The following is a 24,032-nucleotide window of genomic DNA, read 5'->3' as shown; positions in this document are numbered from 1 at the left end:
CGGCTTTGGCATCTTGTTGCGCCGCGACTACCTCTTGGGGACGTCTTCTTCCAGCCACGCGTGCAAGCGCACGCGGTCGAACGGCCAATCCAGCTCGCGTCCACACGCATCGCGCAGCACCGGCACGCGGGCACCATAAACGGACTCAAGCGCCGCATCGTCGTCGATAAACACGCTGTCGAAATCGCCCGCACGCGCCTGTGCCAGCACTTCCACGGCCTGGTCGCAGAGGTGGCAATCGTCGCGCTGGTACAGGGTCAGAGGCATCCGCCGGGCTCTCATGCTGCGCTGCAGCCGTGCCGCAACCGCCGAACGACTAGAATAGCCGCCTTTACGCTCACCGCTTCGGCACGCATGGCTGTCAGCACGTTCGACCTGTTCAAGATCGGTATCGGTCCGAGTTCCTCCCACACCGTGGGGCCGATGCGCGCCGCCGAACGCTTCGTGCACCGCTGGTTGCTCGATGCCGGGCGCCTGCAGGACGTGGTGCGCATCCGCGCCGAAGTGTTCGGTTCGCTCGCCCTGACCGGCCGCGGCCATGGCACCGACAAGGCGGTGTTGCTGGGGTTGGAGGGCCATCGCCCGAACCTGATCGACCCGGACATCATCCCCGCCACGCTGGAGCGCATTCGCGCCAGCAAGCGCATCACCTTGATGGGCCAGCACGCCATCGTCTTCGACGAAAGGCGCGACTTGCCGATGAACAAGCGGCAGAAGCTGCCGTACCACCCCAATGGCATGCGCTTTACGGCCTATGACGCCGATGAAGCCGTTATCGCCACACGCGATTACTATTCGGTCGGCGGTGGCTTTGTCGTCAACCAGGACGACGCTGCCGACGACCGCATCGTGGCCGACGAAACGCCGCTGCCCTACCCGTTCCTCAGCGGCGACGAACTGCTGGCACAGTGCGCGCGCAGCGGCCTGAGCATTGCCGCGCTGATGTTCGAAAACGAGAAGAGCTGGCGCAGCGAAGACGAGATCCGTGCTGGCCTGCGCGAGCTGTGGAATGCGATGCAGTCCTGCGTGACACGCGGCATCAGCGAAGAAGGCACGCTACCGGGCGGCCTGAACGTCTCGCGGCGCGCACCTGTGCTCTATCGCGAGCTCTCCTCCAAGCCGGAAGCGGCCATGCGCGACCCGTTGACCACGCTGGATTGGGTCAACCTTTACGCCCTGGCGGTCAATGAAGAAAACGCGGCCGGCGGCCGCGTGGTCACTGCGCCGACCAATGGCGCGGCCGGCATCATTCCGGCGGTGCTGCATTATTTCGACCGTTTCTGCGCGGGCGCCTGCGAACAACGCATCTTCGACTTCCTGCTCACCGCAGCGGCCATCGGCATCCTCTACAAGGAAAACGCCTCGATCTCCGGCGCCGAAGTCGGCTGCCAGGGCGAAGTGGGTGTGGCCTGTTCGATGGCCGCCGGCGGCCTGGTTGCCGCACTCGGCGGCAACCCGGAGCAGATCGAAAACGCCGCGGAAATCGGCATGGAACACAACCTGGGCCTGACCTGCGACCCGATCGGCGGGCTGGTGCAGATTCCGTGCATCGAACGCAACGCCATGGGCGCGGTGAAGGCCATCAACGCCAGCCGTATGGCCATGCGCGGCGACGGCAAGCACAAGGTCTCGCTGGACAAGGTCATCAAGACCATGCGCGACACCGGCCGCGACATGCAGGACAAGTACAAGGAAACCAGCCGCGGCGGGCTGGCGGTGAACGTCATCGAGTGCTGAGTCAGTCGTGGGCGAGAGTGGCACCGAGTGAGCGCCTGTAGTGTCGAAACAACCTACCACACAGGTGCGCGCCGGTCTCCAGGCAAAAGGCTTGCCAGGCGTGCGTTGATGTAAGGCCCCTGTCTCGCAAGCAGGAATGGGCGCGTACAGCTCGAAGCACGAAAAACCTGGCGCGAACCGATGCACTCCCCTTCTCCCGCACGCGGGAGAAGGGGCGCGAAGCGCGGATGAGGGCAACAGGCATCGGCGCCTGCACTGGTCACCCGCGCCATCGCCAGTAAGGGCCGGCAGCGCCTGCCAAACGTCGCCCGGCTGTACGTCCCCACCACATCCCCGGCTGTAACGTCACATGCTGGATCCGGATGGAGATCACAATGCAAAAGCGCGCTTGCACCCTCACGCTCGCCCTGGTCTGCAGTCCGCTGATGGCGCAGGAAGCCAGCTATGGCCCGCGCCTGGAAGGCTTTGACTACCCGCACCCGATCAAGACCTATGCATTCACCTCGCAACAGCAGCCGCTGGAAATGGCCTACCTGGATGTTGCGCTGACCGGTACACCCAATGGCCGCACCGCGGTGCTGCTGCATGGCAAGAACTTCTGCGCCGCCACCTGGGAAACCACCATCGCGGCCCTGAGCAAGGCCGGCTACCGCGTGATCGCACCGGACCAGATCGGTTTCTGCAAATCCAGCAAGCCTGCCGCCTATCAGTTCTCGTTCGCGCAACTGGCCGACAACACACATGCGCTGTTGAACAAGCTCGGCATCGAACATGCGGTGGTTGTCGGCCATTCGATGGGCGGTATGCTGGCCATTCGCTATGCGCTGATGTACCCGCAAGCCACCGAGCATCTGGCGTTGGTCGACCCCATCGGGCTGGAAGACTGGAAGGCCGAAGGCATCCCCTGGCGCAGCGTGGATGCGTGGTACGACAACGAACTGAAAACCAGCTTCGAACGGATCAAGAAGTACCAGATGGATGTGTATTACGCCGGTCAATGGAAGCCCGCATTCGAACGCTGGGCGCGCATGCAGGCCGGCATGTCGCTGGGCAGGGGCAAGCAGGCCGTGGCGTGGAATCAGGCGCTGACCTACGACATGGTCTTCAACCAGCCGGTGGTCTACGAGCTGCCCAAACTTGCGGTACCGACCACGCTGTTCATCGGCCTCAAGGACCGCACCGCCATCGGCAAGGACACCGCACCGCCGCAGGTCAAGGCACGCGTGGGCGATTACACCAAGCTGGGCAAACGCGCGGCGGCCGCGATTCCGAATGCAAAACTGATCGAGTTTGCCAAGCTGGGCCATTCGCCGCAGGTGCAGGACCCGGCGCGCTTCAATGCTGCGCTGTTGAAGGCCATTGCGCAGTAGTGCGATGGGTGGATGAGGGGGCAACGGTTGGTTGCCCTCTCATCTTCACCGCGGCCGGTCGAAACCGGCTGCAGCCAGCACCGATGGGCAGATGGCGCCAGCACAGCAGTCAGCGTGCCGGCAGTTGGAAACCCGCGCGCCAACTTTGATCCATCATGCACCCATCCGGCATCCGATCATCTTGCGACCATGCCTGGATCGAACGATCGGCCGCCTGAAGCCCGCGCATCCGACCTTCCAGCGCGTCGGCACGCGCAGCGTCGATCGCGCACACGCATCCGCACCGCCGCAAAGCGCACGGCAAGGCACCGGAGTCAGCTCGGTCACGTCATCAGCCGGCCACAATCCGCAGCACGTCATCCAGCAACGCGGCCGCTGTCACCTCGGCGCCTGCGCCCGGCCCCTGGATCAACAGCGGCTGCGCGCGATAGCGGTCACTGCTGATCGCCACCCGGTTGTCGGTCCCGGCACCGCCTGCCAACGGATGATCCAGCGCCAATTCGCGCAGTCCCACGCTCGCTCCATGCGCGTCCACGCGACCGACAAAGCGCAAGCAACGCCCTGCCGCACGTGCCTGCTGCCAACGTGCACCCACCACCGCATCCAGCGCGCCCAGCTGCGCATCCAGTTCAGCAAGCGGCAGCTTGGCAATCGTGGCAGGCACCAGCGATTCCACATGCACCTGCTCGGCCTCCAGCTGCCACCCTGCGGCACGCGCCAGGATCAGCAGCTTGCGCCGCACATCCTCGCCGGAAAGATCGATGCGTGGATCCGGCTCGGTATAGCCAGCCGCCATCGCTTCGCGCACGCAGGCGGAAAACGCGCCACTGCCCTCGTAGCGATGAAACAGCCAGGCCAACGAACCGGACAACACGCCTTCGATCGAATGAATATGGTCGCCGCCGGCGACCAAGGCGCGCACGCTGCTCAACACCGGTAGCCCGGCGCCCACAGTGGCGCTGTCGCCGTAAGACGCGCCGCTGGCATGACGGGCCGCATGCAGCGCCTGCGCACGCGACAACGCGGTGCCCTGGCCCAGTTTGTTGGCGGTGACCACATGCACACCGCGCTGCAACCATTCGACATGCCAATCGGCCACGATATCGCTGGCAGTCGCATCCACCAGCACATCGCCGGCACGCAGCGCGGTGGTCTCTGCCCACGGCTGCAAGACCGTCTGCCCGCGCGGCGCCGCATTGGCGTGCTGCAGGGCCTGCTCGGCACTCACGCCGCAATCATGCGCAATGCGCGAATTGGCCAGCCAATCGAAGCGCGGCAAGCGCAGTTGGCGCTGCTGCAGCGCGGTGTAGCGCGCCACGAAAGCGCGCCCCACGGTGCCGGTCCCCAGCAAGGCCAGCCGCGGCGTAGGCGTCACTGCATCAACCGAAGCGCGGCGCGAAACGGGCAAGACATTGCTCACGCGTCGACCTGTTTGCGGCTGGCGGTGGTCAGGGTCGCTTCGGCACGGGCCAGGCCAGCGCGCAGATCGGCCAGCAGATCTTCGGCCGATTCGATCCCGATCGACAAGCGCAGCAACCCATCGGAAATGCCGGCTGCCGCACGCGCTTCGGCGGTCATTGCCGCGTGCGTCATCGAGGCCGGATGCGCGATCAGGCTTTCCACACCGCCCAGCGACTCGGCCAGGGTGAAGTAACGCAAGCCATCGACGAACGCACGCACGGCCGCTTCGCCGCCTTCCAGTTCGAAACTCATCATCGCCCCGAAGCCCTTCTGCTGACGCGCGGCCAGCGCGTGGCCCGGATGCGAGGCCAAACCAGGGAAATACACCCGATTCACCGCCGCATGCCCGTCCAGCAGCGCAGCGATCGCATCGGCGTTTTCCTGATGCACGCGTAGCCGCGCATCCAGCGTGCGCAGACCGCGCAAGGTAAGGAAGGCATCGAATGGCGAGCCGGTCAGGCCCAATGCATTGGCCCACCACACCAATTGCTGATGCAGCTGGGCATCGCGCGCCACCACTGCACCGCCCACCACATCGCTATGACCGTTGATGTACTTGGTGGTGGAATGCAGCACCAGATCGGCACCGAAATCCAGCGGCTTCTGCAGCGCCGGCGACAGGAAGGTGTTGTCCACCACCGTCAATGCGCCGACCTTCTTTGCAGCTTCGATGACGAAGCGCAGATCGGTGATGCGCAGCAGCGGGTTGGACGGGGTTTCGATCAACACCAGCTTGGGCGAGTGCGCCAAGGCATCGGCCAGCGAACGCGGATCGGTCAGATCAGCGGTGATCAGCGCGAAGTGGCCCTTCTTGGCCAATGCATTGAACAGGCGCCAGCTGCCGCCGTACGCATCGTGCGGCACCACCAGCGTATCGCCGGGCTGCAGCACCGCGTTGAGCACCAGATTGATCGCGCCCATGCCGGTGGAGGTGATCACCCCGCCCGCGCCGCCTTCCAGTTCGGCCAGCGCTTCGCCTAACAGATCGCGGGTCGGATTACCGCTGCGGGTGTAGTCGTACTGGCGCTTGTTGCCGAAACCATCGAACGAAAAATTCGACGACAGCACGATCGGCGGGGTCACGGCACCGTAGGCAGTGTCGCGATCGATACCGGCACGCACGGCGGCAGTGGCAGCAGTACAGGGGGCGTCGGTGGGGTCACGAAAGCTCATGCGGTTTCTCCGGTGCTGCGAAGGGCGGTAGTGAGGATGGCGTCGATGCGATCGATTTCTTTCAGGAAGGCGTCGTGCCCATACGGCGAGCGCAACACGCGCAGACTGCCGCGCGGGCCCAAGCCTTCGACCAGGCTGACCATGTCGGCCAGCGGCACCAGGCGGTCGCCCTCTACCGCCACCACGACGGTGGGCACGCGGACGTGCGCGGGGTCGATGCGATGCAGGTCGATGGATTCGGACAGGCGCAGATACGCGTTCACCGGCGTGCGCGCCACGTACTGTGCCCCGGCGGCGTCCAGATAGTCCTCGGCGGCCACACGCACGCGGCCGTTGATGACCTCCGGCGGCGCATCGAAGCGCTCGCTGAATTCTTCCGGGGTGCGGTAGCTGAGCATGGCGAACTGACGCGCCAGCGCCAGGCCATGCTGTTCCGCGCACTGCAGCTGGCCCAGCGCCACTGCGCGGCGCTGCAGGGCACGCCAGGCCGCGGCGTACGGGTGCGCGCGGTGCGCACCGCTCACCGCGATCAAGGTGCCAACACGGGCCGCATGGCGAATTGCGAATTGCAAGCCCACCAACGCACCGTAGGAATAGCCGACAAAACCGTGCAAGCGTCCGATGCCCAGCGCGTCCAGCAAGGCGGCAATCGCATTGGCCTGGTCGGCGGTATCGATGGGCGCGTCCAGGTTGCCGTCTGCACCGAGAAAATCGAACGCCAGCAGGCGCCGCGCAGCAGGATCCAGCGCGCGGCCACTGCCGACCAGCCCATCCACCCAGCCCTTTTCGGGAAAGAGCGCGCTGGCGGCCAGATGGCGGTGTGCGGAGATCCCGCCGGCCACGAACACCACCGGCGCACTGGCCGCGCCGATCAGTTCATAGCGCAGCCGCAGCTCGCGCATGCCGGCATGGCGCATCGGCAGGGCGATGACGAGTTCGCCGCGCACGGCAGTGATGCCGTCGTCGCTGCTGGCGGGGGTGTCGACGAAATCGTTGGTAGACGGCGATGCTGTGTTCACGAGGCTCATGGCGGTATCCAGGGTGGATCGGCCATCGAGCTTCGCGGAGCTCGCGTTCGACGTGCGCAAGGCACGATTCGAACCATCTTTCGGCGGACGCGGAGGCCCCCGCAGGATTTGGCACCAAACGCGGGCGCTTGCGCGCTCCGCTGGCTGCCCCGGCATCAAAGGGCCTGTCCCTCCGCCGGTCTCGATGGTGAGGCTAAGATGCCACCGGATTTTTGCGATGTCAATCTCTTCATGCGGATAGAAAGATATATTTTCATCCGATACCACTCCGGTCCATGCTGGGCCGCATACTTGCTCCCCCTTGCTCGAGTCGATGGCGTGCCCTACCACGTGTCTCGCACTGCCCTGCCCGCCCTGATCGCGGCATGCGTCTTGCTGCCGGCCTGGGCGCCTGCGGCACACGCACAACAGCCTTGGCATTGGCCCGGCGCTGCAAAGCAATCGACCCAGACACCAGACGCACAACCCGGAACGGCGGCCACAGGCATTGGCGCCTCGCTGCAGCTGGAATGGCAGGCACCGGTGTATCTGGCCTGGGTCACCAATCCGCTGGCCGGGCCTGCGCAACTGCGCCTGAGCGCCCCACCCAGCGAGGATTACCGCGCCGTGCCGCAATTACCGCTGACGCTCGAGTTGGCCGCCCACGAGCGCCGCCTGGTGACCCGGCTGTATCCGGCCAGCAACCAGCGCACCCTGGGCGGTTTCGGGCTCATGCTCGAGGTGGTGCCGGGCGATCCGAGGGCCGCCCCGCAGCCGGTGCGCTATCAATTGCCATTCCACAATGTGCCGGTGCAGGTGGCGCAGGGCTTTGGCGGGCAGTTCAGCCACGCCGATCCGCCCAACTGGTATGCGGTGGACTTCGCCATGCCGCAAGGTACGCCGGTGCTGGCAGCGCGCGAGGGCGTGGTCATGGAAGTGCAGCGCGATGTGGTCGACAGCACCCCGACCAACCCCGCCGCTGGCGGCGGCAACCTGGTGCGCGTCCTGCATGCCGACGGCAGCATGGCCTTGTACGCCCACTTGGCGCCCGATGGCGTGGCCGTGCGACCGGGCCAGGCGGTGCGCACCGGCGAGCGGCTTGGCGACTCGGGCAATACCGGCTTCAGCACCGCGCCGCACCTGCATTTCGCAATCCAGCGCAATGCCGGCATGCAGTTGCTCTCGCTGCCGTTCCGCATGCTCGGCCCACAGGGCGAACTGCAGTTTCCCTCGCCGGCGCCCTGACCGCGACCGGCCCGACCGAGGTCCGCCGCCCAAATCGCCCAGTCCCACCCCTGCCGCAAAAGCGTGCCGCAGCGAAGCCGCTATAATCGTCGGCTTCCTCAGTTTCCGCAGGCGTCCGACCGGGCGCGCCCCCGCCCATGTCCGAAGTCTCCAACGAAGCCGCGCGCCGGCGCACCTTCGCCATCATTTCCCACCCCGATGCCGGCAAGACCACGCTGACCGAAAAGCTGTTGCTGTTCGGTGGCGCGATCCAGATGGCCGGCTCGGTGAAGGGCCGCAAGGCCGCACGCCATGCCACCTCGGACTGGATGGCGCTGGAAAAGGAGCGCGGCATCTCGGTGACATCCTCGGTGATGCAGTTCCCGTACGAGGGCAAGATCGTCAACCTGCTCGACACGCCCGGCCACGCCGACTTCGGCGAGGACACGTACCGCGTGCTCACCGCGGTGGACTCGGCGCTGATGGTCATCGACGTGGCCAAGGGCGTGGAAGAACGCACCATCAAGCTGATGGAAGTCTGCCGTCTGCGCGACACGCCCATCATGACCTTCATCAACAAGCTCGATCGCGAGGGCAAGAATCCCATCGATCTGCTGGATGAAGTGGAAACCGTGCTCGGCATCCAGTGCGCACCGGTCACCTGGCCGATCGGCATGGGCCAGCGCCTCAAGGGCGTGGTGCATTTGATCTCCGGCGAAGTGCATCTGTACGAACAGGGGCGCAATTTCACCCGTCAGGATTCCACCATCTTCCCCTCGCTGGAGGCGCCCGGCCTGGTCGAGAAGATCGGCGAGCAGATGCTGGCCGAGCTGCGCGAGGAGCTGGAGCTGGTGCAAGGTGCCAGTAACCCGTTCGATCTGGACGCCTACCGCGCCGGCCAGCAGACCCCGGTGTTCTTCGGCTCGGGCGTCAACAATTTCGGCGTGCAACCATTGCTGGATTTCTTCGTCGAACACGCACCGCCACCGCAGACGCGTGAGACCACCGGCCGCCGCGTGGAGCCGACCGAAGCCAAATTGAGCGGCTTCGTGTTCAAGATCCAGGCCAACATGGATCCGCAGCACCGCGACCGGGTGGCCTTCATGCGCGTGTGCTCTGGCAAGTTCACTGCCGGCATGAAGACGCTGCATGTGCGCAGCGGCAAGGACGTCAAATTGGCCAACGCGCTGACCTTCATGGCGTCCGATCGCGAGATCGCCGCCGAAGCGTGGCCGGGCGATGTCATCGGCATCCATAACCACGGCACCATTTCCATCGGCGACACCTTCACCGAAGGCGAATCGCTTTCATTCACCGGCATTCCCAACTTCGCGCCGGAACTGTTCCGCCGCGCGCGCCTGCGCGATCCGCTCAAGCTCAAGCAATTGCAGAAGGGGCTGGCGCAGCTGTCCGAAGAAGGCGCCACGCAATTCTTCCGCCCGTTGATGAGCAACGACCTGATCCTGGGCGCGGTCGGTGTACTGCAGTTCGACGTGGTCGCGTACCGGCTCAAGGACGAATACGGCGTGGATGCGATCTTCGAGCCGGTGAGCGTCACCACTGCACGCTGGGTGCACTGCGACAACCCCAAGAAGCTGGAAGAATTTCGCGAGAAAAATGCCGGCAACCTGGGCGTCGACGCGGCCGGCGAACTGGTTTACCTAGCACCGACCCGCGTGAATCTGCAGCTGGCACAGGAACGCGCGCCGGATGTGCGCTTCTCGGCTACCCGCGAACATGCGCATGTCAAGGCGATCGATTGACCTGCGCGTGACCTGCAGCAAGCGTGCGGCACCGCTGGCGATGCGAATTGCTCGCAATTGCGGTACCTTTTTGGGATGAACGCAGACGCCTCCCGCTCGACCGACCTGCGCGACGAAATCGCCAGTGCCGTCACACACGGCCTGGGTGCGATTGCCGCACTGGCCGGTGGTTCGGTGCTGATCACGCTGGCCGCCATCTATGGCGATGGCTGGCAACTGGCCACCGCCATCGTGTTCAGTGCCACGCTGGTATTGCTCTACGTCACCTCCACGCTGTTCCATGCCATTCCGCATCCAGGCGCCAAGGCGCGCCTGCAGGTGCTCGATCACTGTGCGATCTATCTGCTGATCGCCGGCACCTACACGCCGTTTACGTTGATCAATCTGCGCGGCCCCTGGGGCTGGGGATTGTTCGCCGCCATCTGGACGATCGCCGCCGCCGGATTGATCTTTAAACTGTTTTTTACCGGTCGCTTTCGATTGCTCTCGACGGTGCTGTATCTGGCGATGGGCTGGCTGATCATCGTGGCCATCGAGCCGCTGCTACGCTCTGTCGACACCTGGTCGCTGTGCTGGCTGCTGGCTGGCGGGCTCTCCTACACGTTGGGCACGTATTTCTATCAACGCGATACCCAGCGTTACTTCCACGCCATCTGGCATCTGTTCGTGCTCGCCGGTAGCGCTTGCCACTTCGTTGCGGTGATTGCACAGGTGATGTGATCCGTAGCCACCGGCGCGTTCGCGCGCCATGCACGGGCCATTGCCAACCATTGCGCACGTGAACAACGTGCCCTCCTCTCCTGCCCCTTCGCCCGCCCGCGTAGCCCACCGTCGCCGCTGGTGGATGGGGCTCGGCGTCGTTGCTGCCCTCGTGGCGATCTTCGTCCTGCTGTTCGATTGGAACTGGCTACGCGGGCCGGTCGAACGCGCGGTCAGTGCGAAGACCGGGCGCGACTTTCATCTGGGTCATCTGGAAGTCGATCTAGGCCGCATTACCACCGTACGCGGCGAGCGATTGAGTTTGGGCAATGCATCATGGTCCAAGCGCGGCGCGATGGCCGAGCTGAACGCGGCCGAGATCGACGTCGAGTTCTTGGCCGCTGCTGCGCGGCAAGCTGCGGTTGCCGGAGCTCCGGCTGGAGCACCCCACGCTGTTGCTGGAAGCCGGTAACGACAGCCACCCAGGCAACTGGGTCTTCGACCAGAGCGATGGCGACGGCAGCATGCCGCGCCTGGGCCGCCTTTTGGTGAACAACGGGCGGCTGCAATACATCGACGATGTCAGCCGCTCGGATGTGGATGTGGCCATCAACAGCCTGGCACCGCCAAGCAGCGACCAGCATGCCGCGCCAATCGGCATCGACGGCAAGGGCCGCTGGAAAGGCTATCCGTTCTCGCTCAAGGGCAATACTGCCTCGCCGCTGGAATTGAGCCAAAGCGAACATCCTTTCCGCATCGATCTGCGCGGCAGCGCCGGCGCCACGCGGACGCATGTGCGCGGCACCTTGACCAATCCGTTTCAGTTCCGGGTGTTTGACCTGCATATGGCGCTCAGCGGCCAGGATATGGAAGGCCTGTACCCGCTGATCGGTGTCGCGATGCCATCCACGCCGCCTTACACGCTGGACGGCCGCCTACGCCGCGATGGCGATGTCTGGCGCTATGAAAAGTTCACCGGCATTGCCGGCGACAGCGATCTTTCCGGCACTGCAGAGATCGACCTGCGTCACGAGCGCCCGTTCCTGCGCGCAGACCTGGCTTCCAAACGGCTGGATTTCGACGACCTGGCCGGCTTCGTCGGCGCGCCGCCCAAGACCGGAATCAACGAATCGGCAAACGCCGAGCAGAAAAAGCACGCCGCACAGCTCGCCGCCAGCGCGCGCGTTCTGCCCACCACGCCGTACGACCTGTCCAAATTGCGTGCAATGGACGCGCAGGTGCGTTGGCGCGCACAGCGCATCAACGCACCGTCCTGGCCACTGGACGACATGGATGCCTCGTTGACGTTGAAGGACGGCCTGCTGCAGCTGGATCCATTGAACTTCGGCGTCGCCGGCGGCGACATCCGCTCCACCATCGGCATGGATGCGCGCAGTGCAGTCATCACCACCCAACTGAAAGCCAGCATTCGCGGCATTCGCCTGGATCAGCTGTTTCCCGTTGCCGCGCTCGCCAAGCAGGCCTCCGGTGCGATCGGTGGCGAGCTGGATCTGCGTGGCCGCGGCAACTCCATCGCCGCGATGCTCGGCAGCGCCGATGGCAGCATCGGCGTCGGCATGGGCCGCGGCCATGTCGGCAACCTGATCATGGAGCTGGCCGGCCTGGACATCGCCGAATCGCTGAAATACATGCTCACCAAGGACCGGCAGATCCCGGTGCGGTGCATCTTCGGCGACTTCGGCGTGCAGGACGGGCTGATGCAGTCGCGGGCACTGGCCTTCGATAGCACCGACACCATCATCGTCGGCGAAGGCAACATCAGCCTGAAGAACGAAACGCTCGATCTGCTGCTTCGCCCGCGCCCAAAAGATCGCAGCATCCTCAGCCTGCGCTCGCCGCTGCGAATCGGCGGCACCTTCAAGGACCCAAGCTTCCGCCCCGACTTCAAGGCGCTCGGCGTGCGCGGCGCGATCGCGGTCGCACTCGGCAGCATCGCACCGCCGGCCGCCCTGCTTGCGACCTTCGAACCGGGCCCGGGCAAGGACAGCGATTGCGGCGGCAAGTACGCGCAGTAAGGCAGCGCAGCGTCAGCTGGCGATGTAACGCTGCAGCTGGTCGATATCCTGCCCCTTGCGCGCGTAATCACGCTCGGAAACGACACCGACCAAGCGCTGCCCTTCCATCACCAAGACCGCGCCAATGGCCTTTTCGGCCATCAGGCGAATCGCCTCGATCACCGCGGCATCGGCGGCAACCGCAAATACCTCAACCTGCTTGGTCCCCAACAGCTGTCGTACGGTCTACATGGCCCGCTCCGCGCTTGGTTTGGTGATCGCAGCCTACTCCCACCGCGCCGCGGTGGGTATCAACCAGATACAGCGGGCGCTGCTTGGCCTCGTCGTACAAGCGGCCCAGGTATTCGCCAATCAGGCCCAGGGCAATCAGCTGAACGCCCCCCAAAAACAGGATCACCGACATCAGCGTCGGCCAACCGGCCACTGGGTCGCCCATCAGCGCGGCCTTGATGACGACCCAGGCGCCGAACAGGAACGCCAGCACCGCGGTAAGCAGGCCCAGATACGTGGCCGCACGCAGCGGCACCGTCGAAAAACTGGTAATGCCATCGAGTGCGAAATTCCACAGCCGCCATACCGTGAACTTGCTGTGCCCGGACAGCCGCGGCTCACGCCGATACGGCAGTGCCACCTGGCGAAAACCGACCCAGCCGAAGAGCCCCTTCATGAAACGGTGACGTTCGCGCAGTTGCTGCAAGGCGTGTACGACACGTGGGGACAGCAAGCGGAAATCGCCGGTATCGGCAGGAATCGGGGTGCGCGACAAGCGTCGGATCACACGGTAAAACGCATGCGCAGCGCTGCGCTTGAGCCAACTCTCGCCTTCGCGAATGACCCGCGTACCGAAGATGTTGTCGTAGCCGCCCCGCCACAGCGCGACGAATTCCGGGATCAACTCCGGCGGATCCTGGCCATCGGCATCGAGCAACACCACCGCACCCGGCAGCACGTGGTCCAGTCCGGCAGAAATCGCCACATCCTTGCCGAAATTGCGCGACAACCGCACCGCACTCACCTGCGCATCCACTTCGGTCAGCGCATGCAGCACCTCCCAGGTGCCATCTGTGCTGCCGTCATCGACATACAGCACGTGCGTCTGCAGCCCATCCAACTGCGCCAACACCGCGCACAGTCGCGGATGCAGCAGGGGGATGCTGGTTTCTTCGTTGAAGGCCGCGATGAGCACCGTCAGGCGTTCGGGTGCGGGCTGCAACTGGGCATTCTCGATCATGCTCACCGTGATGGCGCCTGCAGATAGGCAGGGCCGCCCAACTGGCGTGCCTGCCGCTGGATCCAGGCGGCACGTCGCTGCACGAATGCACCGGGACGACGCGCGTCATAGCGCCGTGGCGAAGGCAACACCGCTGCCAGGCGTGCCGATTCGGCTGGCGACAAACCTGCCGCATCCTTGCTCCAGAACTGCTGCGCAGCCGCTTGCGCGCCATACACCCCGTCGCCGAACTCGGCCACGTTGAGATACATCTCCAGAATGCGTTGCTTCGGCCAGCACAGCTCGATCAACACCGTGTACCAGGCTTCCAGGCCCTTGCGCACCCAACTGCGGCCCTGCCACAGGAACACATTCTTGGCGACCTGCTGGCTGATGGTGCTGGCACCGCGTACGCGTCCACCGCGGGCGTTGTGATCGCGCGCCTTCTCGATCGCCTGCAAATCAAAACCGTGGTGCATCGGGAACTCTTGATCCTCCGCAGCCACCACCGAAATCGGCAGGCTTGCCGCTATCTTCTCGTAATCACGCCACTGCTGATGCAGCGAAAACCTCCAGTCGCCCTCGCCCCACGCTTCCAGGTAACGCCCCACCATCATGCTGCTGATCGGCGGATCGACCACCCGCAAGATCAGCACCTGCAGCACGCTCGCCGCTGCAAACAGGAGCGGGGCCGCCATCAGCCAGCGCACCCACCGTCGCGCGCGCCGCGGCGGCGGCGCCTGCTTGCCATCCCATGCATCCGTCCCCATTGTTTGCTACGACCTTCAATCCCGATGCTTGCCGCATTATCCGGCAACCCGCGTCCCTTACGCCCGATGTTTCCATGACCGATCACGATCAGCTTTCCCGTTTCCTGCTGCCCGCCGCTGGCGTGCGCGGCGTCCATGTGCGCCTGACCAAGGCCTGGCACGACATCCAGGGTGCCGCCGAGTACCCGCCTGCCGCGCGCCAATTGCTCGGCGAAGCTGCGGTGGCCGCTGCACTGTTCACCGGCCACACCAAGGTCGACGGGCGCCTGTCGGTGCAACTGCGCGGCAACGACACCTTGCGCACCCTGTTTGCCGAATGCACCGCCGCCGGCACCTTGCGCGGCATCGTGCAGCTGGCCGAGGGCGCGGATGCGCCGACCGACCTGCGCGAACTGGGCGAGGCCGCGCTGCTGGCAATCACCATCGAGAACCCCGGCCTGGACCCGCGCGAGCCGCAACGCTACCAAAGTCTGGTCGGCATGCAGGCACCGGATCTGGCGGAAGCCTTCGAAACCTATTTCCAGCAGTCCGAACAGTTGCCGACGCGCTTGCTGCTGGCCGCTGGCCCGGATCAGGCCGCCGGCCTGCTGCTGCAGAAGCTCCCCGGCGATGAAGGCGACACCGATGGCTGGACCCGGATTGGCGCCCTGTTCGACACCCTGGACGCACCGGAGCTGCTCTCGGTCGCCGGCCAGGACCTGCTGCACCGCCTGTTCCACGAAGAAGAGCCGCAGTTGCTCGGCAGCAAGCCACTCAGCTTTGGCTGCTCGTGTTCGCGCGAGCGGGTTGCCTCGATGCTGCAATCGCTGGGCGAAGAGGAGGCACGCGCGGCCGCCGAGGCGACTGGCGAAGTCGAGGTGCGCTGCGAATTCTGCGGTCGTGAGTATCACTTTCCGTTGACCGCGCTGGACGTACTTTTCAACGCAGCGCAGCCCTCGCAGGAAGCGCCGGAAAGGTTGCAATAGATAGGATGACGGTTGCGTCCTGGGGGCATGCAACCACTTGTTAAATAATCATAAACACCCTAGCATCCTACTTGCCCGCTCTCGGGAACTTAACAACTGCCCCTGGGTCTGACCTCTGGTATGCGATATCTACTGCGCCTCCCGCTATCTTTGATGGTTGCCCTCGCGGCGGCCACGGGCGTGCACGCGCAGTCGGCGCAGCAGTTGCGCGAGAGCACGATCCTGCCGGTGTGGAACAAGGGCAGCGGCAAGGTGGAAGCCTTTCTGTACCTGGAGCCGACCGGCGAGCAAAAGGCAGGTGCGCGCTGGCATTTCGGTCGCAACTCGCTCGATGCCGCATTTGGCCTGAGCTCCGGCGACTCGCTTGGCCTGCTCTGCAACAGCAGTCGCGGCACCAACATCAGTGGTCTTGCCAGCCACTGCCTGCTTGCAGGCATCGGCGATGACGAAGAAGACAGCGCAGCGGCCTCGCGCCGCGTGTCCGGCACGCTGGGCTTCAATCGCGGCAGCGGCCGGGTCGGCGTCACCGCCGGCACCGGTCGCGACACCCTGCCCGCCTGGCTGATCGGCGCCGGCAAGGCCCCGTTGACGCGTGTCGAGCAAAACGACCTGACCGTCTTCGGGCAGAAGAACATCGGTCGCGAAGGCTTCGTCTCGATCGGCGGCACCTATGCTCGTGCACGCCTGGTGCCGCTGGCCGATGTGTCCCCGGCCATTGCCGACCAATGGGACAGCAAGACGCTAAGCGTTGGCGGCGGCTACGGCGCTTTCAGCGCAAACGTCATCGGCCGCGTCGTCGACGTCCCCGGCCAGCCCGAAAAGTGGGAAGGCCTGGGCCTGGGCCTGACCTGGCGCACCCCCTGGAGCGGCCAGCTCACTGTTGGCGCCGAGAACGTCATTTCCCGAGGCAAGAATCCGTTCGCACCAAGCAACGAGAGCAACAGCGACGGAACCGTTCCGTACGTTAGATACGAACAAGACCTGTAACCCACTGATTGCAAAGCCTTTCATAAGACGCCATTGGCCTCCGGCCGGTGGCGTTTTTCGTTGCGGATCATGCGCCGGACCGACACTTTCACAACCCCCTTCTTTTTCGTTAACGGGACTTTAATTTCTCTCGCAACGCATATACCATCGGTTCACCCTGACGTTTTGGATCCGCTTTTTTCGGACCCCCGGCAGGCAAAACAACCCTTGGCAGTACCCAAGATCACTTGGAGAGAAAGCTAATGAATTTTAAGTCCAACAAACTGCGCGATGCAGTTGTGTTTGCATTGGTGCTCGGCACCGGCAATGCCGTTCTTTCGGCGACTGCGGTCGCGCAGACCAAGCAAGCTGATGAAGCAGCAACGCTCGACACGATCACCGTCACCGGTAGCCGTATCTCGACACCTGGCCTTACCACCAGCAGCCCGGTTACCAGTATTGAGCGTGAAGAGTTCATGCGCACGCAGCCTGTTGCCGTAGAAGAATTCGTCAAGCAGCTGCCAAGTGTTTCGCCGACCGTGGGCCCTGGTACGAACAATGGCGCCACTGGTGCGGCAGAACTCGACCTGCGCGGTTTGGGCTCGAACCGCACGCTGGTGCTAGTTGATGGCCGTCGTCCCGTTCCTTACGATCTGTCCGGCGTCGTTGATACAAATACGATTCCTGTAGCGCTTATCCAGAGTGTGGATTTGCTGACCGGTGGCGCATCCGTCGTCTACGGTGCTGACGCCATTTCTGGCGTCGCAAACTTCATCCTGCGCCGCGACTTCGAAGGCGTTGAAGTGCAGAGCTCCTACGGTCAATCCAAATATGGCGATGGCGCGCGTCAGCGCATCGAAGCCACGATGGGCACCAACTCGTCCGACGGCAAAGGCAATGTCGTGTTCAGCGTTGGTCACACCAAGGTCGACCCGGTTTTCCAGGGCGACCGTGCCTGGGGCAAAGTGTCGCGCTCGTCTGGTAACGGACGCCCGCAGGGCTCAGGGACCACGGTGCCTTCGCTGATCGTTGGACCGCCTGGCGTATGGGGTACCCCAGGTGATGACGGCACACTCGACGGCAGAGGTCAGATCGACCCCACCACTGGCCAAATCGTCAGCGACGTCCAAACTTATAATTTCAATCCGGTCAATCTTTTCCAGACCGGACTCGATCGGTATCAGGCAACAGCGCTAGGCCGTTATGAAATCAACGAGCATGCTGAAGCATATGGCCAGGTGAATTACACCCGCTCACGCGTGGAGGCATCTCTGGCACCAAGCGGCTTGTTCCAAGAAGCGTTTGATATGCCGATTGGCAACCCTTTGATTCCTGAACCTGCCCGCCAGCAGCTCTGCCAAGCATATGGCATCGATGCTGCCAACTGCGTTCCGGGCAATGCGACCATGATCGAAGACCTAACGATTGGCCGTCGCCTGACAGAGCTTGGCCCACGCATCAACCGCTTCGATACCAAGACCTTCCAGGTGACTGCCGGTCTGCGTGGCGCGATCACCGATAACTGGAAGTACGACGCTTTCTGGTCGCACGGTGAATCTGAGCGGCTCGCCGAATCTCGCAACTGGGGCTCGCTGTCCAAAACCCGTCAGGCGTTGATGTCTCTCGATGGCACCACCTGCGTTGATCCGAGCAATGGCTGCGTACCGCTTAATGTCTGGGGTCCGGAAGGTTCTGTTTCGCCCGAAGCACTTAACTTTATTAACTTGAGCGCTTTCTCAATCCAGAACGTTGAACAAGACAACGCGGCGCTCAACTTCAGCGGCGATCTAGGTGGATTCAAGAGCCCTTGGTCTGACTATCCGATTGGCGTCGCTGTGGGCGCCGAACATCGTCGCGCAACGGCTGGCACGCGTTCGGACGGCCCGAGCCAGATCCAGGGTGAAGTCATGGGCACCGGCGCCCCGATCCCGGATCGCCAGGGCAGTTTTACGATCAACGAAGCGTTTGGCGAATTTATCGTACCGCTGATCGATAACGCACCTGGTGTCTACGCGCTCTCGCTGGAAGCCGGCTACCGTTATTCTGATTTCAAGACCCGCGCAAACACCGGCGACGAGTACGGTAGCTTCAAATACGGTATTAACTGGGCGCCGATCGAAAGTCTTCGTTTCCGTGGCATGTTCCAGCGCGCCAACCGCGCACCTGGCATTCGTGAGCTGTTCGCTCCTCAGGTGACCGGCCTGGATAACCTGGAGACCGATCCGTGCGCCGGCGGAGCAATCAGCGCGGCACAAGCGAATGTGCCGGGCACGCTGTCCAACCTCTGCGTACAGACCGGCGTTCCTGCAGGTTCGGCTGGCCTGGTTGCGCAACCTAACGCGGGTCAGGTTAATGTCCTCACCGGTGGCAACCTGCTGCTGACTCCGGAGCAGGCGGACACCCAGACGATTGGCTTGGTCTGGAACCCCACCTCCAACTTCGCCATGACGCTGGACTACTGGAAGATTAAGATGGAAAAAACCATCTCCTCTCAGAGCGTCGATGACGTTGTTTCCGGCTGCTATGACTCTGCGTTCAATCCTGGGCTGACATTCAATAGCAACTGCGCCCTGATTGGCCGGTCGCCGTTGACAGGCACCTTCAATGGCACCACGTCTCGCGGCATTTCGCTGATCTTGAGCAACCAGGGTACGCTGAAGACCGACGGCTTTGATCTCGGACTGAAGTATGGCTTCGATCTGCCGGGCGCGATGGGCCGCTTGAACTTCGCCTATGACGCAACCTTGGTGACTACGCTGGAATCGCAGGCCACTCCCGAGTCCGAAAACCGTGATTGCCTGGGTTACTACAGCGTCAGCTGCACGCCCAACTCGAAGTACCGCTCCATCCTGCGTTCCAGCTGGTCCTACAACGATCTGTCGGTGTCATTGGCGTGGCGTTACAGCAGCAAGATGGAAGTGGAGCCTGAAACCGGTACATGGTTTGAGAGCTACCGCGAAATCCCGTCGTACAGCTACTTTGATTTCGGCGTGAACTACAAGCTACCCTTCAATGCCGAAGTGAACCTATCGGTGGCTAACCTCGCCGACAAGAAGGCGCCGGTCGTTGGTAACACGATCGGTAACACTACTGAGAACAGCGGCAACACCTTCCCGAACTTCTACGATGCGATCGGTCGTTTTTACACGCTGGGCGTGACGTTCTCCTTCTAAGCGAAGGTGTCGTTACGAGTTCGAAAGGCGGGCCGACTGCGGCCCGCCTTTTTTATTCATGCCGGCGCGAACAGCAGGTACTCAGCGTTCAATCTCAACAAGTCAGCTCACCCCGGAATCAACGTCTGGATCACGTGCTCGACGTAGGCTTCGAAATCTTCGCGGGCCGGCTTGGGCTGTTGCAATTGCAGTGAGAGTTGCAGGAAGCCGACGTAGGCGGCGTAGGCCAGGCGGGCGCGATGTTGGGCGTCGGTGCGGGTGAGGCCGGCCTGGCGGAACGAGGCGATGAGGTAATCGAGGCGACGTTGCGAGACGCGGTCGATGACCGGGCGTACTGCCGGATGGTCGAGCGCCTTGAGCAGTTCGCTGTAGATGACGTGCGGTTTGACTTCGTAGGCAACCAGCTGGAACAGCGCGCGCAGGCGGGCGCTGGGGTCGGGCACGTCTTCCAGACTGCCGAACACTTCTTTTTGCTCGAAGATTTCCCAGCGCTCAAGGGCGGCCTGCAGCAGGGCGTCGCGCGAGGGGAAGTGCCAGTAAAAGCTGCCCTTGGTCACGCCGAGCCGGCGCGCCAGCGGCTCGACTGCAACCGCGCCCACCCCTTGCTCGGCGATCAGGTCGAGCGCGGCCTGTGCCCAATCGTCCGCGCTGAGGCGATTGCCGCGACCGGAGCTGGCGCGGGGCGTGGTGAGGCTGGAGTCGATGGTGTCGTTCATGCCGCGATTTAACCATACGCTTGTGTCAGTTGCAGTATGCATCACGAAATTGACATATCAGTGCCATGATTCAGCGGCTTAACCGTCCATACGATTGAGTATTGACAGCCGCCATAGCACATCCATACCATTAAGTATGGTCATCTTACCCTCTAGCCTCGCCTCCACTGCGTCCTTGTCCAGCGTCAATGCTGGTGATGCAGTGCTCGCGGTGTCGATGCGGGGTGCAGAACATGCGCCGACGGTGTTATTCGCGCATGGCTTTGGACAGACCCGACATGCGTGGGATGCCACCGCCACGACGCTGGCTGAGAGGGGCTACCGCACCCTGTCGTACGACGCGCGCGGGCATGGCGATTCCAGCGCCAATGCGGCGGACCTGCCCTACTCGGCAGCGCAGTTCACCGACGATCTGATCGTGCTGGCCGGCGAGCAGCCTGAGCCACCGGTGCTGGTTGCTGCGTCGATGGGTGGCTTGTTCGGGCTACTGGCCGAAGCGCGGTGGCCGGGCCTGTTTCGTGCCATCGTGCTGGTCGACATCACACCACGCTGGGACACCACGGGGGTGGAGCGCATCCTGCGCTTCATGACCGCGCATCCAGACGGTTTTGCATCGCTGGATGCGGCCGCCGATGCAATTGCCGTCTACCTGCCGCATCGGCCGCGAAAAACGCCGGGCCAACTGCAGGCATTGCTGCGGCAGCGTGCCGATGGGCGTTGGCAGTGGCTTTGGGATCCACGCCTGGTCAACGAGCTGGCCGGCCAGGATGCCCAGCTTCAGCAGCATGCATTGCTGGAGGCGGCAGCACAGGTGCGTTGCCCGATGCTGCTGATCAGCGGCGGACGCAGCGATCTGGTGGCGCCCGCCAACATCGCCGAATTCCTCTCCATCGCGCCGCATGCGCAACATGTGCATCTGCCCGATGCCACGCACATGCTGGCAGGCGACGACAACACCACGTTTACCGCCACCGTGTTGCATTATCTGGACGCACTGTCGGCGGCTTGCACCATCGCAGCGTCCAACACTACCGAGCATGTCACTGGAGCAAGACCATGAGCATCATTGCACCGTTCCTCCTCGTCATCCTGGCGGCGGGTATCGCTGCCTATCACCGGACGCGCCTTGCCACGTGGGTTGCGATCAGCGCCTGTGTCCTGGTGGCGTGCTGGCTGCTGGGTGCCAATCTCACCGCCACCATCGTGGCCGCCGCGCTGGTGGTGCTGGTCTCCGCACCAGTGCTGCTGCCGTTCCTGCGCAAGCCGCTGCTGACCACGCCGCTGATGGGCTTTTTCCGCAAGGTGCTGCCGCCGCTGTCGCAGACCGAGCGCATCGCACTGGAGACCGGCTCGGTCGGTTTCGAAGGCGAACTGTTCACCGGTGACCCGGATTGGCAGAAGCTGCTGAACTATCCGAAGCCTCAACTCACCGCCGAAGAGCAGGCCTTCCTGGATGGCCCGGTGGAAGAGCTGTGCAAGATGATCAACGACTGGGAAATTACCCACGTCCACGCCGACCTGCCGCCGGAACTGTGGGACTTCATCAAGAAGAACAAGTTCTTCGGCATGATCATTCCCGAGCAGTACGGCGGCCTGGGTTTCAGCGCGCTGGCACACCACAAGGTGATCCAGAAGCTGTCCTCGATCTCCAGCGTGGTCAGCTCCACCGTGGGTGTGCCCAACTCGCTCGGCCCCGGTGAGCTGCTGCTGCATTACGGCACCCCGGAACAGAAGGATTACTACCTGCCGCGGCTGGCGGTCGGTGCGGAAGTGCCGTGCTTCGGCCTGACCGGTCCGTTCGCCGGCTCCGATGCCACCTCGATTCCGGACTACGGCATCGTCTGCAAGGGCGAGTGGAATGGCGCAAATGTGCTGGGCGTCAAGCTGACCTTCGACAAGCGTTACATCACCCTGGCCCCGGTCGCCTCGCTGATCGGTCTGGCGTTCCGCGCCTACGACCCGGACGGCCTGATCGGCGACAAGAAGGACATCGGCATCACGCTGGCGCTGCTGCCGCGCGAAACGCCGGGCGTGGAAATCGGGCGCCGCCACTTCCCGTTGAATTCGCCGTTCCAGAATGGCCCGATCCACGGCGAAGAAGTGTTCATCCCGCTGAGCCAGCTGATCGGTGGCGTGGAGATGGTCGGCAAGGGCTGGAACATGCTCAACGAGTGCCTGGCCGTCGGTCGCTCGATCACCCTGCCCTCCACCGCCAGTGGCGGCAGCAAGGCCGCGGCGGTGGTGACAGGTGCATATGCGCGCATCCGCAAACAGTTCGGGTTGTCGGTGGGCCGTTTCGAGGGCGTGGAAGAAGCGCTGGCCCGTATCGGCGGCAAGGCCTATGCGATCAGTGCGCTGTCGCAGGCAACGGCTGCGGCGGTGGATCGCGGCGATGTGCCGTCGGTGCCGTCGGCGATCGCCAAGTACCACTGCACCACCATGGGCCGCGAAGTGGTCAGCGACATGATGGACGTGATCGGCGGCAAGGGCATCATCCTGGGGCCGCGCAACTTCGCAGGCCGTGCCTGGCAGGCCGCGCCGATCGGCGTGACCGTGGAAGGCGCCAACATCATGACCCGCAGCCTGCTGATCTTCGGCCAGGGCGCCATTCTGTGCCATCCGTGGGTGTTGAAGGAAATGCAGGCCGCGCAGGATCCCGATGCCCGTCGTGGCCTGGAGCAGTTCGACCAGAGCCTGTTCGGTCATATCCGCTTCGGCATTTCCAATGCGGTGCGCTCGTTCTGGTTCGGCCTGACCGGTGCGCGCATCGGTGCGGCGCCGGGCGATGCGTATACCCGTCGATTCTTCCGAAAGCTGGATCGCTATTCGGCCAACCTGGCCTTGATGGCCGACGTGTCGATGCTGATGCTGGGCGGCAAGTTGAAGTTCAAGGAATCGCTGTCCGGTCGCCTGGGCGATGTGCTGAGCCATATCTACATGACCAGTGCGATCCTCAAGCGTTATCACGACGAGGGCGCACCGGCGAGCGACCAGCCGCTGCTGGCCTGGGCCTTCCACGACAGCGTGCACAAGATCGAAACCGCGCTGTCGGCTGCGCTGCGCAACTTCCCGATCCGCCCGGTGGGCTGGTTGATGTGGGTGCTGATCTTCCCGTTGGGCCGTCGCGCCGAAGCGCCGGGCGACCGCCTCGGCCATCGTGTGGCTTCGCTGTTGATGACGCCGAACGAGGCGCGCGACCGTCTGGCCAACGGCGTGTTCCTGACGCCGTGCGCCAACAATCCGGGCGGCCGTATCGCCAGCTACCTGAACAAGGCGGTGATGGCCGAACCGGTGGAGCGCAAGTTCCTGAAGGCGCTCAAGACCAAGGGCATCGAGGCGCTGGATTTCCCGGCGCAGCTGGACGAAGCCGTGGCCGAAGGTGTGATCAGCATGGAAGAGCGCAAGCTGCTGGAAGAGCTGCGTGAGATCATGATGGACACCATCACCGTGGACGACTTCGATCCGCATGAGTTGCGCGCGGCCAGCTTCTACGACAAGCCGCAGGTGCAACAGCCACGCGAAGCCGCATAAGGTGTAACGCTGGGGCGTGAATAGACGACGGCGGGCTTCGGCCCGCCGTCGTTGTTTGTGGAGATGGGTGTTGTCACCAGCTTGCTGCCTGCAGCCTTCATCGGCTGCGGTCTGTGCGGCCATGTAATGACCTACCGGTTTCTGCTCAGGTCATGCGGTTAATGTAGCGGCATAGGCCGCGTCCGGGGTCATCCTCTTCAGCGCCTGGTGAGGCGCTGTTGGTTGTAGAAG

General features: G+C 63.8%; 17 protein-coding genes, 2 pseudogenes and 1 riboswitch. Of the genes and pseudogenes, 11 read left to right on the top strand and 8 right to left on the bottom strand.

What is annotated here, in order from left to right:
* Positions 1–27: 27 nt before the first annotated feature.
* Positions 28–267: a glutaredoxin family protein gene (locus tag XAXN_RS06195; protein ID WP_054318911.1), complete on the bottom strand. Its 240-nt coding sequence runs from the start codon at positions 265–267 to the stop codon at positions 28–30.
* A gap of 87 nt (positions 268–354) precedes the next feature.
* Between XAXN_RS06195 and XAXN_RS06190 the strand changes: the two genes are divergently transcribed.
* Together XAXN_RS06190 and XAXN_RS06185 are read left to right on the top strand one after the other, a co-directional pair.
* Complete coding sequence (locus XAXN_RS06190) at positions 355–1,737, top strand: L-serine ammonia-lyase (protein ID WP_054318910.1); 1,383 nt, start codon at positions 355–357, stop codon at positions 1,735–1,737.
* A gap of 362 nt (positions 1,738–2,099) precedes the next feature.
* Positions 2,100–3,107, top strand: a complete 1,008-nt coding sequence (locus XAXN_RS06185) for an alpha/beta fold hydrolase (RefSeq protein WP_054318909.1) — start codon at positions 2,100–2,102, stop codon at positions 3,105–3,107.
* A gap of 331 nt (positions 3,108–3,438) precedes the next feature.
* Here the strand turns inward: XAXN_RS06185 and XAXN_RS06175 are convergent, their stop codons facing one another.
* From XAXN_RS06175 to metX, 3 genes are read right to left on the bottom strand one after another with little or no spacing between them, the layout of a single operon-like run.
* Positions 3,439–4,527, bottom strand: coding sequence for a homoserine dehydrogenase family protein (locus XAXN_RS06175; RefSeq protein WP_054318908.1), 1,089 nt, complete (start codon positions 4,525–4,527; stop codon positions 3,439–3,441).
* On the bottom strand, positions 4,524–5,741 hold the full coding sequence (locus XAXN_RS06170; protein ID WP_054318907.1) for an O-succinylhomoserine (thiol)-lyase: 1,218 nt from the start codon (positions 5,739–5,741) through the stop codon (positions 4,524–4,526). Before XAXN_RS06170 ends, XAXN_RS06175 begins: the two co-directional genes overlap by 4 nt.
* On the bottom strand, positions 5,738–6,769 hold the full coding sequence (gene metX, locus XAXN_RS06165; RefSeq protein ID WP_054318917.1) for a homoserine O-succinyltransferase MetX: 1,032 nt from the start codon (positions 6,767–6,769) through the stop codon (positions 5,738–5,740). Before metX ends, XAXN_RS06170 begins: the two co-directional genes overlap by 4 nt.
* Before the next feature lie 70 nt (positions 6,770–6,839).
* A riboswitch (SAM riboswitch) is annotated at positions 6,840–6,960 on the bottom strand.
* 127 nt (positions 6,961–7,087) lie between these two features.
* Here metX and XAXN_RS06160 point away from each other — a divergent pair.
* The 4 genes and pseudogenes from XAXN_RS06160 (at position 7,088) to XAXN_RS06145 (ending at position 12,470) form a co-directional block, all read left to right on the top strand.
* Entirely contained in the window at positions 7,088–7,993 is a 906-nt protein-coding gene (locus XAXN_RS06160) for a M23 family metallopeptidase (RefSeq protein WP_054318906.1), read from the top strand.
* A 137-nt stretch (positions 7,994–8,130) separates the two neighbouring features.
* Positions 8,131–9,735, top strand: coding sequence for a peptide chain release factor 3 (locus XAXN_RS06155; protein WP_054318905.1), 1,605 nt, complete (start codon positions 8,131–8,133; stop codon positions 9,733–9,735).
* 75 nt (positions 9,736–9,810) lie between these two features.
* Positions 9,811–10,455, top strand: a complete 645-nt coding sequence (trhA, locus tag XAXN_RS06150) for a PAQR family membrane homeostasis protein TrhA (RefSeq protein WP_054318904.1) — start codon at positions 9,811–9,813, stop codon at positions 10,453–10,455.
* Between the two features lie 28 nt (positions 10,456–10,483).
* Positions 10,484–12,470 (top strand): annotated as a pseudogene (locus XAXN_RS06145) (AsmA family protein).
* A gap of 54 nt (positions 12,471–12,524) precedes the next feature.
* Here XAXN_RS06145 and XAXN_RS06140 read toward each other — a convergent pair.
* From XAXN_RS06140 to mtgA, 3 genes and pseudogenes are all read right to left on the bottom strand, one after another.
* Positions 12,525–12,680 (bottom strand): annotated as a pseudogene (locus XAXN_RS06140) (CBS domain-containing protein); the annotation flags it as partial.
* The gene (locus XAXN_RS06135) at positions 12,661–13,707 is read right to left on the bottom strand and encodes a glycosyltransferase family 2 protein (protein ID WP_151425208.1); all 1,047 of its coding nucleotides are present in this window, start codon (positions 13,705–13,707) and stop codon (positions 12,661–12,663) included. The pseudogene XAXN_RS06140 and the gene XAXN_RS06135, both read right to left, overlap by 20 nt.
* A complete protein-coding gene (gene mtgA / locus XAXN_RS06130; RefSeq protein ID WP_054318902.1) occupies positions 13,704–14,450 on the bottom strand; it encodes a monofunctional biosynthetic peptidoglycan transglycosylase in 747 nt (248 codons plus the stop codon). Before mtgA ends, XAXN_RS06135 begins: the two co-directional genes overlap by 4 nt.
* 74 nt (positions 14,451–14,524) lie before the next feature.
* Here mtgA and hslO point away from each other — a divergent pair, with 74 nt between their 5' ends.
* The 3 genes from hslO to XAXN_RS06115 all read left to right on the top strand — a co-directional run bounded on the left by hslO (position 14,525) and on the right by XAXN_RS06115 (position 19,554).
* A complete protein-coding gene (hslO, locus tag XAXN_RS06125; RefSeq protein WP_054318901.1) occupies positions 14,525–15,415 on the top strand; it encodes an Hsp33 family molecular chaperone HslO in 891 nt (296 codons plus the stop codon).
* 153 nt (positions 15,416–15,568) lie between these two features.
* Positions 15,569–16,402 (top strand): XOO1806 family protein, encoded by an 834-nt coding sequence (locus XAXN_RS06120; protein ID WP_033481266.1) that lies wholly within the window; start codon positions 15,569–15,571, stop codon positions 16,400–16,402.
* 242 nt (positions 16,403–16,644) lie between these two features.
* On the top strand, positions 16,645–19,554 hold the full coding sequence (locus XAXN_RS06115) for a TonB-dependent receptor domain-containing protein (protein WP_054318900.1): 2,910 nt from the start codon (positions 16,645–16,647) through the stop codon (positions 19,552–19,554).
* Between the two features lie 107 nt (positions 19,555–19,661).
* Here XAXN_RS06115 and XAXN_RS06110 read toward each other — a convergent pair whose 3' ends face one another.
* On the bottom strand, positions 19,662–20,270 hold the full coding sequence (locus tag XAXN_RS06110) for a TetR/AcrR family transcriptional regulator (RefSeq protein WP_054318899.1): 609 nt from the start codon (positions 20,268–20,270) through the stop codon (positions 19,662–19,664).
* Positions 20,271–20,406: 136 nt separating this feature from the next.
* Here XAXN_RS06110 and XAXN_RS06105 point away from each other — a divergent pair, with 136 nt between their 5' ends.
* Positions 20,407–21,330, top strand: a complete 924-nt coding sequence (locus XAXN_RS06105; RefSeq protein WP_054318898.1) for an alpha/beta fold hydrolase — start codon at positions 20,407–20,409, stop codon at positions 21,328–21,330.
* Positions 21,327–23,801, top strand: coding sequence for an acyl-CoA dehydrogenase (locus XAXN_RS06100; protein WP_054318897.1), 2,475 nt, complete (start codon positions 21,327–21,329; stop codon positions 23,799–23,801). The genes XAXN_RS06105 and XAXN_RS06100 overlap by 4 nt, the downstream gene beginning before the upstream one ends.
* Positions 23,802–24,032 lie beyond the last annotated feature (231 nt).

The sequence above is a fragment of the Xanthomonas axonopodis genome (assembly GCF_001304695.1).
In the GTDB taxonomy this organism is placed as follows: Bacteria; Pseudomonadota; Gammaproteobacteria; order Xanthomonadales; family Xanthomonadaceae; genus Xanthomonas; species Xanthomonas axonopodis.
The sequence above is the reverse complement of the archived record's forward strand: the minus strand, read 5'-3'. Positions and strand labels throughout refer to the sequence as shown.

What these genes read in the sequence shown, in the direction of transcription:
- XAXN_RS06195 (WP_054318911.1), bottom strand. Translation starts at nt 267, where the DNA reads ATGCCTCTGACCCTGTACCAGCGCGACGATTGCCACCTCTGCGACCAG.
- XAXN_RS06190 (WP_054318910.1), top strand. Translation starts at nt 355, where the DNA reads ATGGCTGTCAGCACGTTCGACCTGTTCAAGATCGGTATCGGTCCGAGT.
- XAXN_RS06185 (WP_054318909.1), top strand. Translation starts at nt 2,100, where the DNA reads ATGGAGATCACAATGCAAAAGCGCGCTTGCACCCTCACGCTCGCCCTG.
- XAXN_RS06170 (WP_054318907.1), bottom strand. Translation starts at nt 5,741, where the DNA reads ATGAGCTTTCGTGACCCCACCGACGCCCCCTGTACTGCTGCCACTGCC.
- metX (WP_054318917.1), bottom strand. Translation starts at nt 6,769, where the DNA reads ATGAGCCTCGTGAACACAGCATCGCCGTCTACCAACGATTTCGTCGAC.
- XAXN_RS06155 (WP_054318905.1), top strand. Translation starts at nt 8,131, where the DNA reads ATGTCCGAAGTCTCCAACGAAGCCGCGCGCCGGCGCACCTTCGCCATC.
- trhA (WP_054318904.1), top strand. Translation starts at nt 9,811, where the DNA reads ATGAACGCAGACGCCTCCCGCTCGACCGACCTGCGCGACGAAATCGCC.
- mtgA (WP_054318902.1), bottom strand. Translation starts at nt 14,450, where the DNA reads ATGGGGACGGATGCATGGGATGGCAAGCAGGCGCCGCCGCCGCGGCGC.
- hslO (WP_054318901.1), top strand. Translation starts at nt 14,525, where the DNA reads ATGACCGATCACGATCAGCTTTCCCGTTTCCTGCTGCCCGCCGCTGGC.
- XAXN_RS06120 (WP_033481266.1), top strand. Translation starts at nt 15,569, where the DNA reads ATGGTTGCCCTCGCGGCGGCCACGGGCGTGCACGCGCAGTCGGCGCAG.
- XAXN_RS06115 (WP_054318900.1), top strand. Translation starts at nt 16,645, where the DNA reads ATGAATTTTAAGTCCAACAAACTGCGCGATGCAGTTGTGTTTGCATTG.
- XAXN_RS06110 (WP_054318899.1), bottom strand. Translation starts at nt 20,270, where the DNA reads ATGAACGACACCATCGACTCCAGCCTCACCACGCCCCGCGCCAGCTCC.
- XAXN_RS06105 (WP_054318898.1), top strand. Translation starts at nt 20,407, where the DNA reads ATGGTCATCTTACCCTCTAGCCTCGCCTCCACTGCGTCCTTGTCCAGC.
- XAXN_RS06100 (WP_054318897.1), top strand. Translation starts at nt 21,327, where the DNA reads ATGAGCATCATTGCACCGTTCCTCCTCGTCATCCTGGCGGCGGGTATC.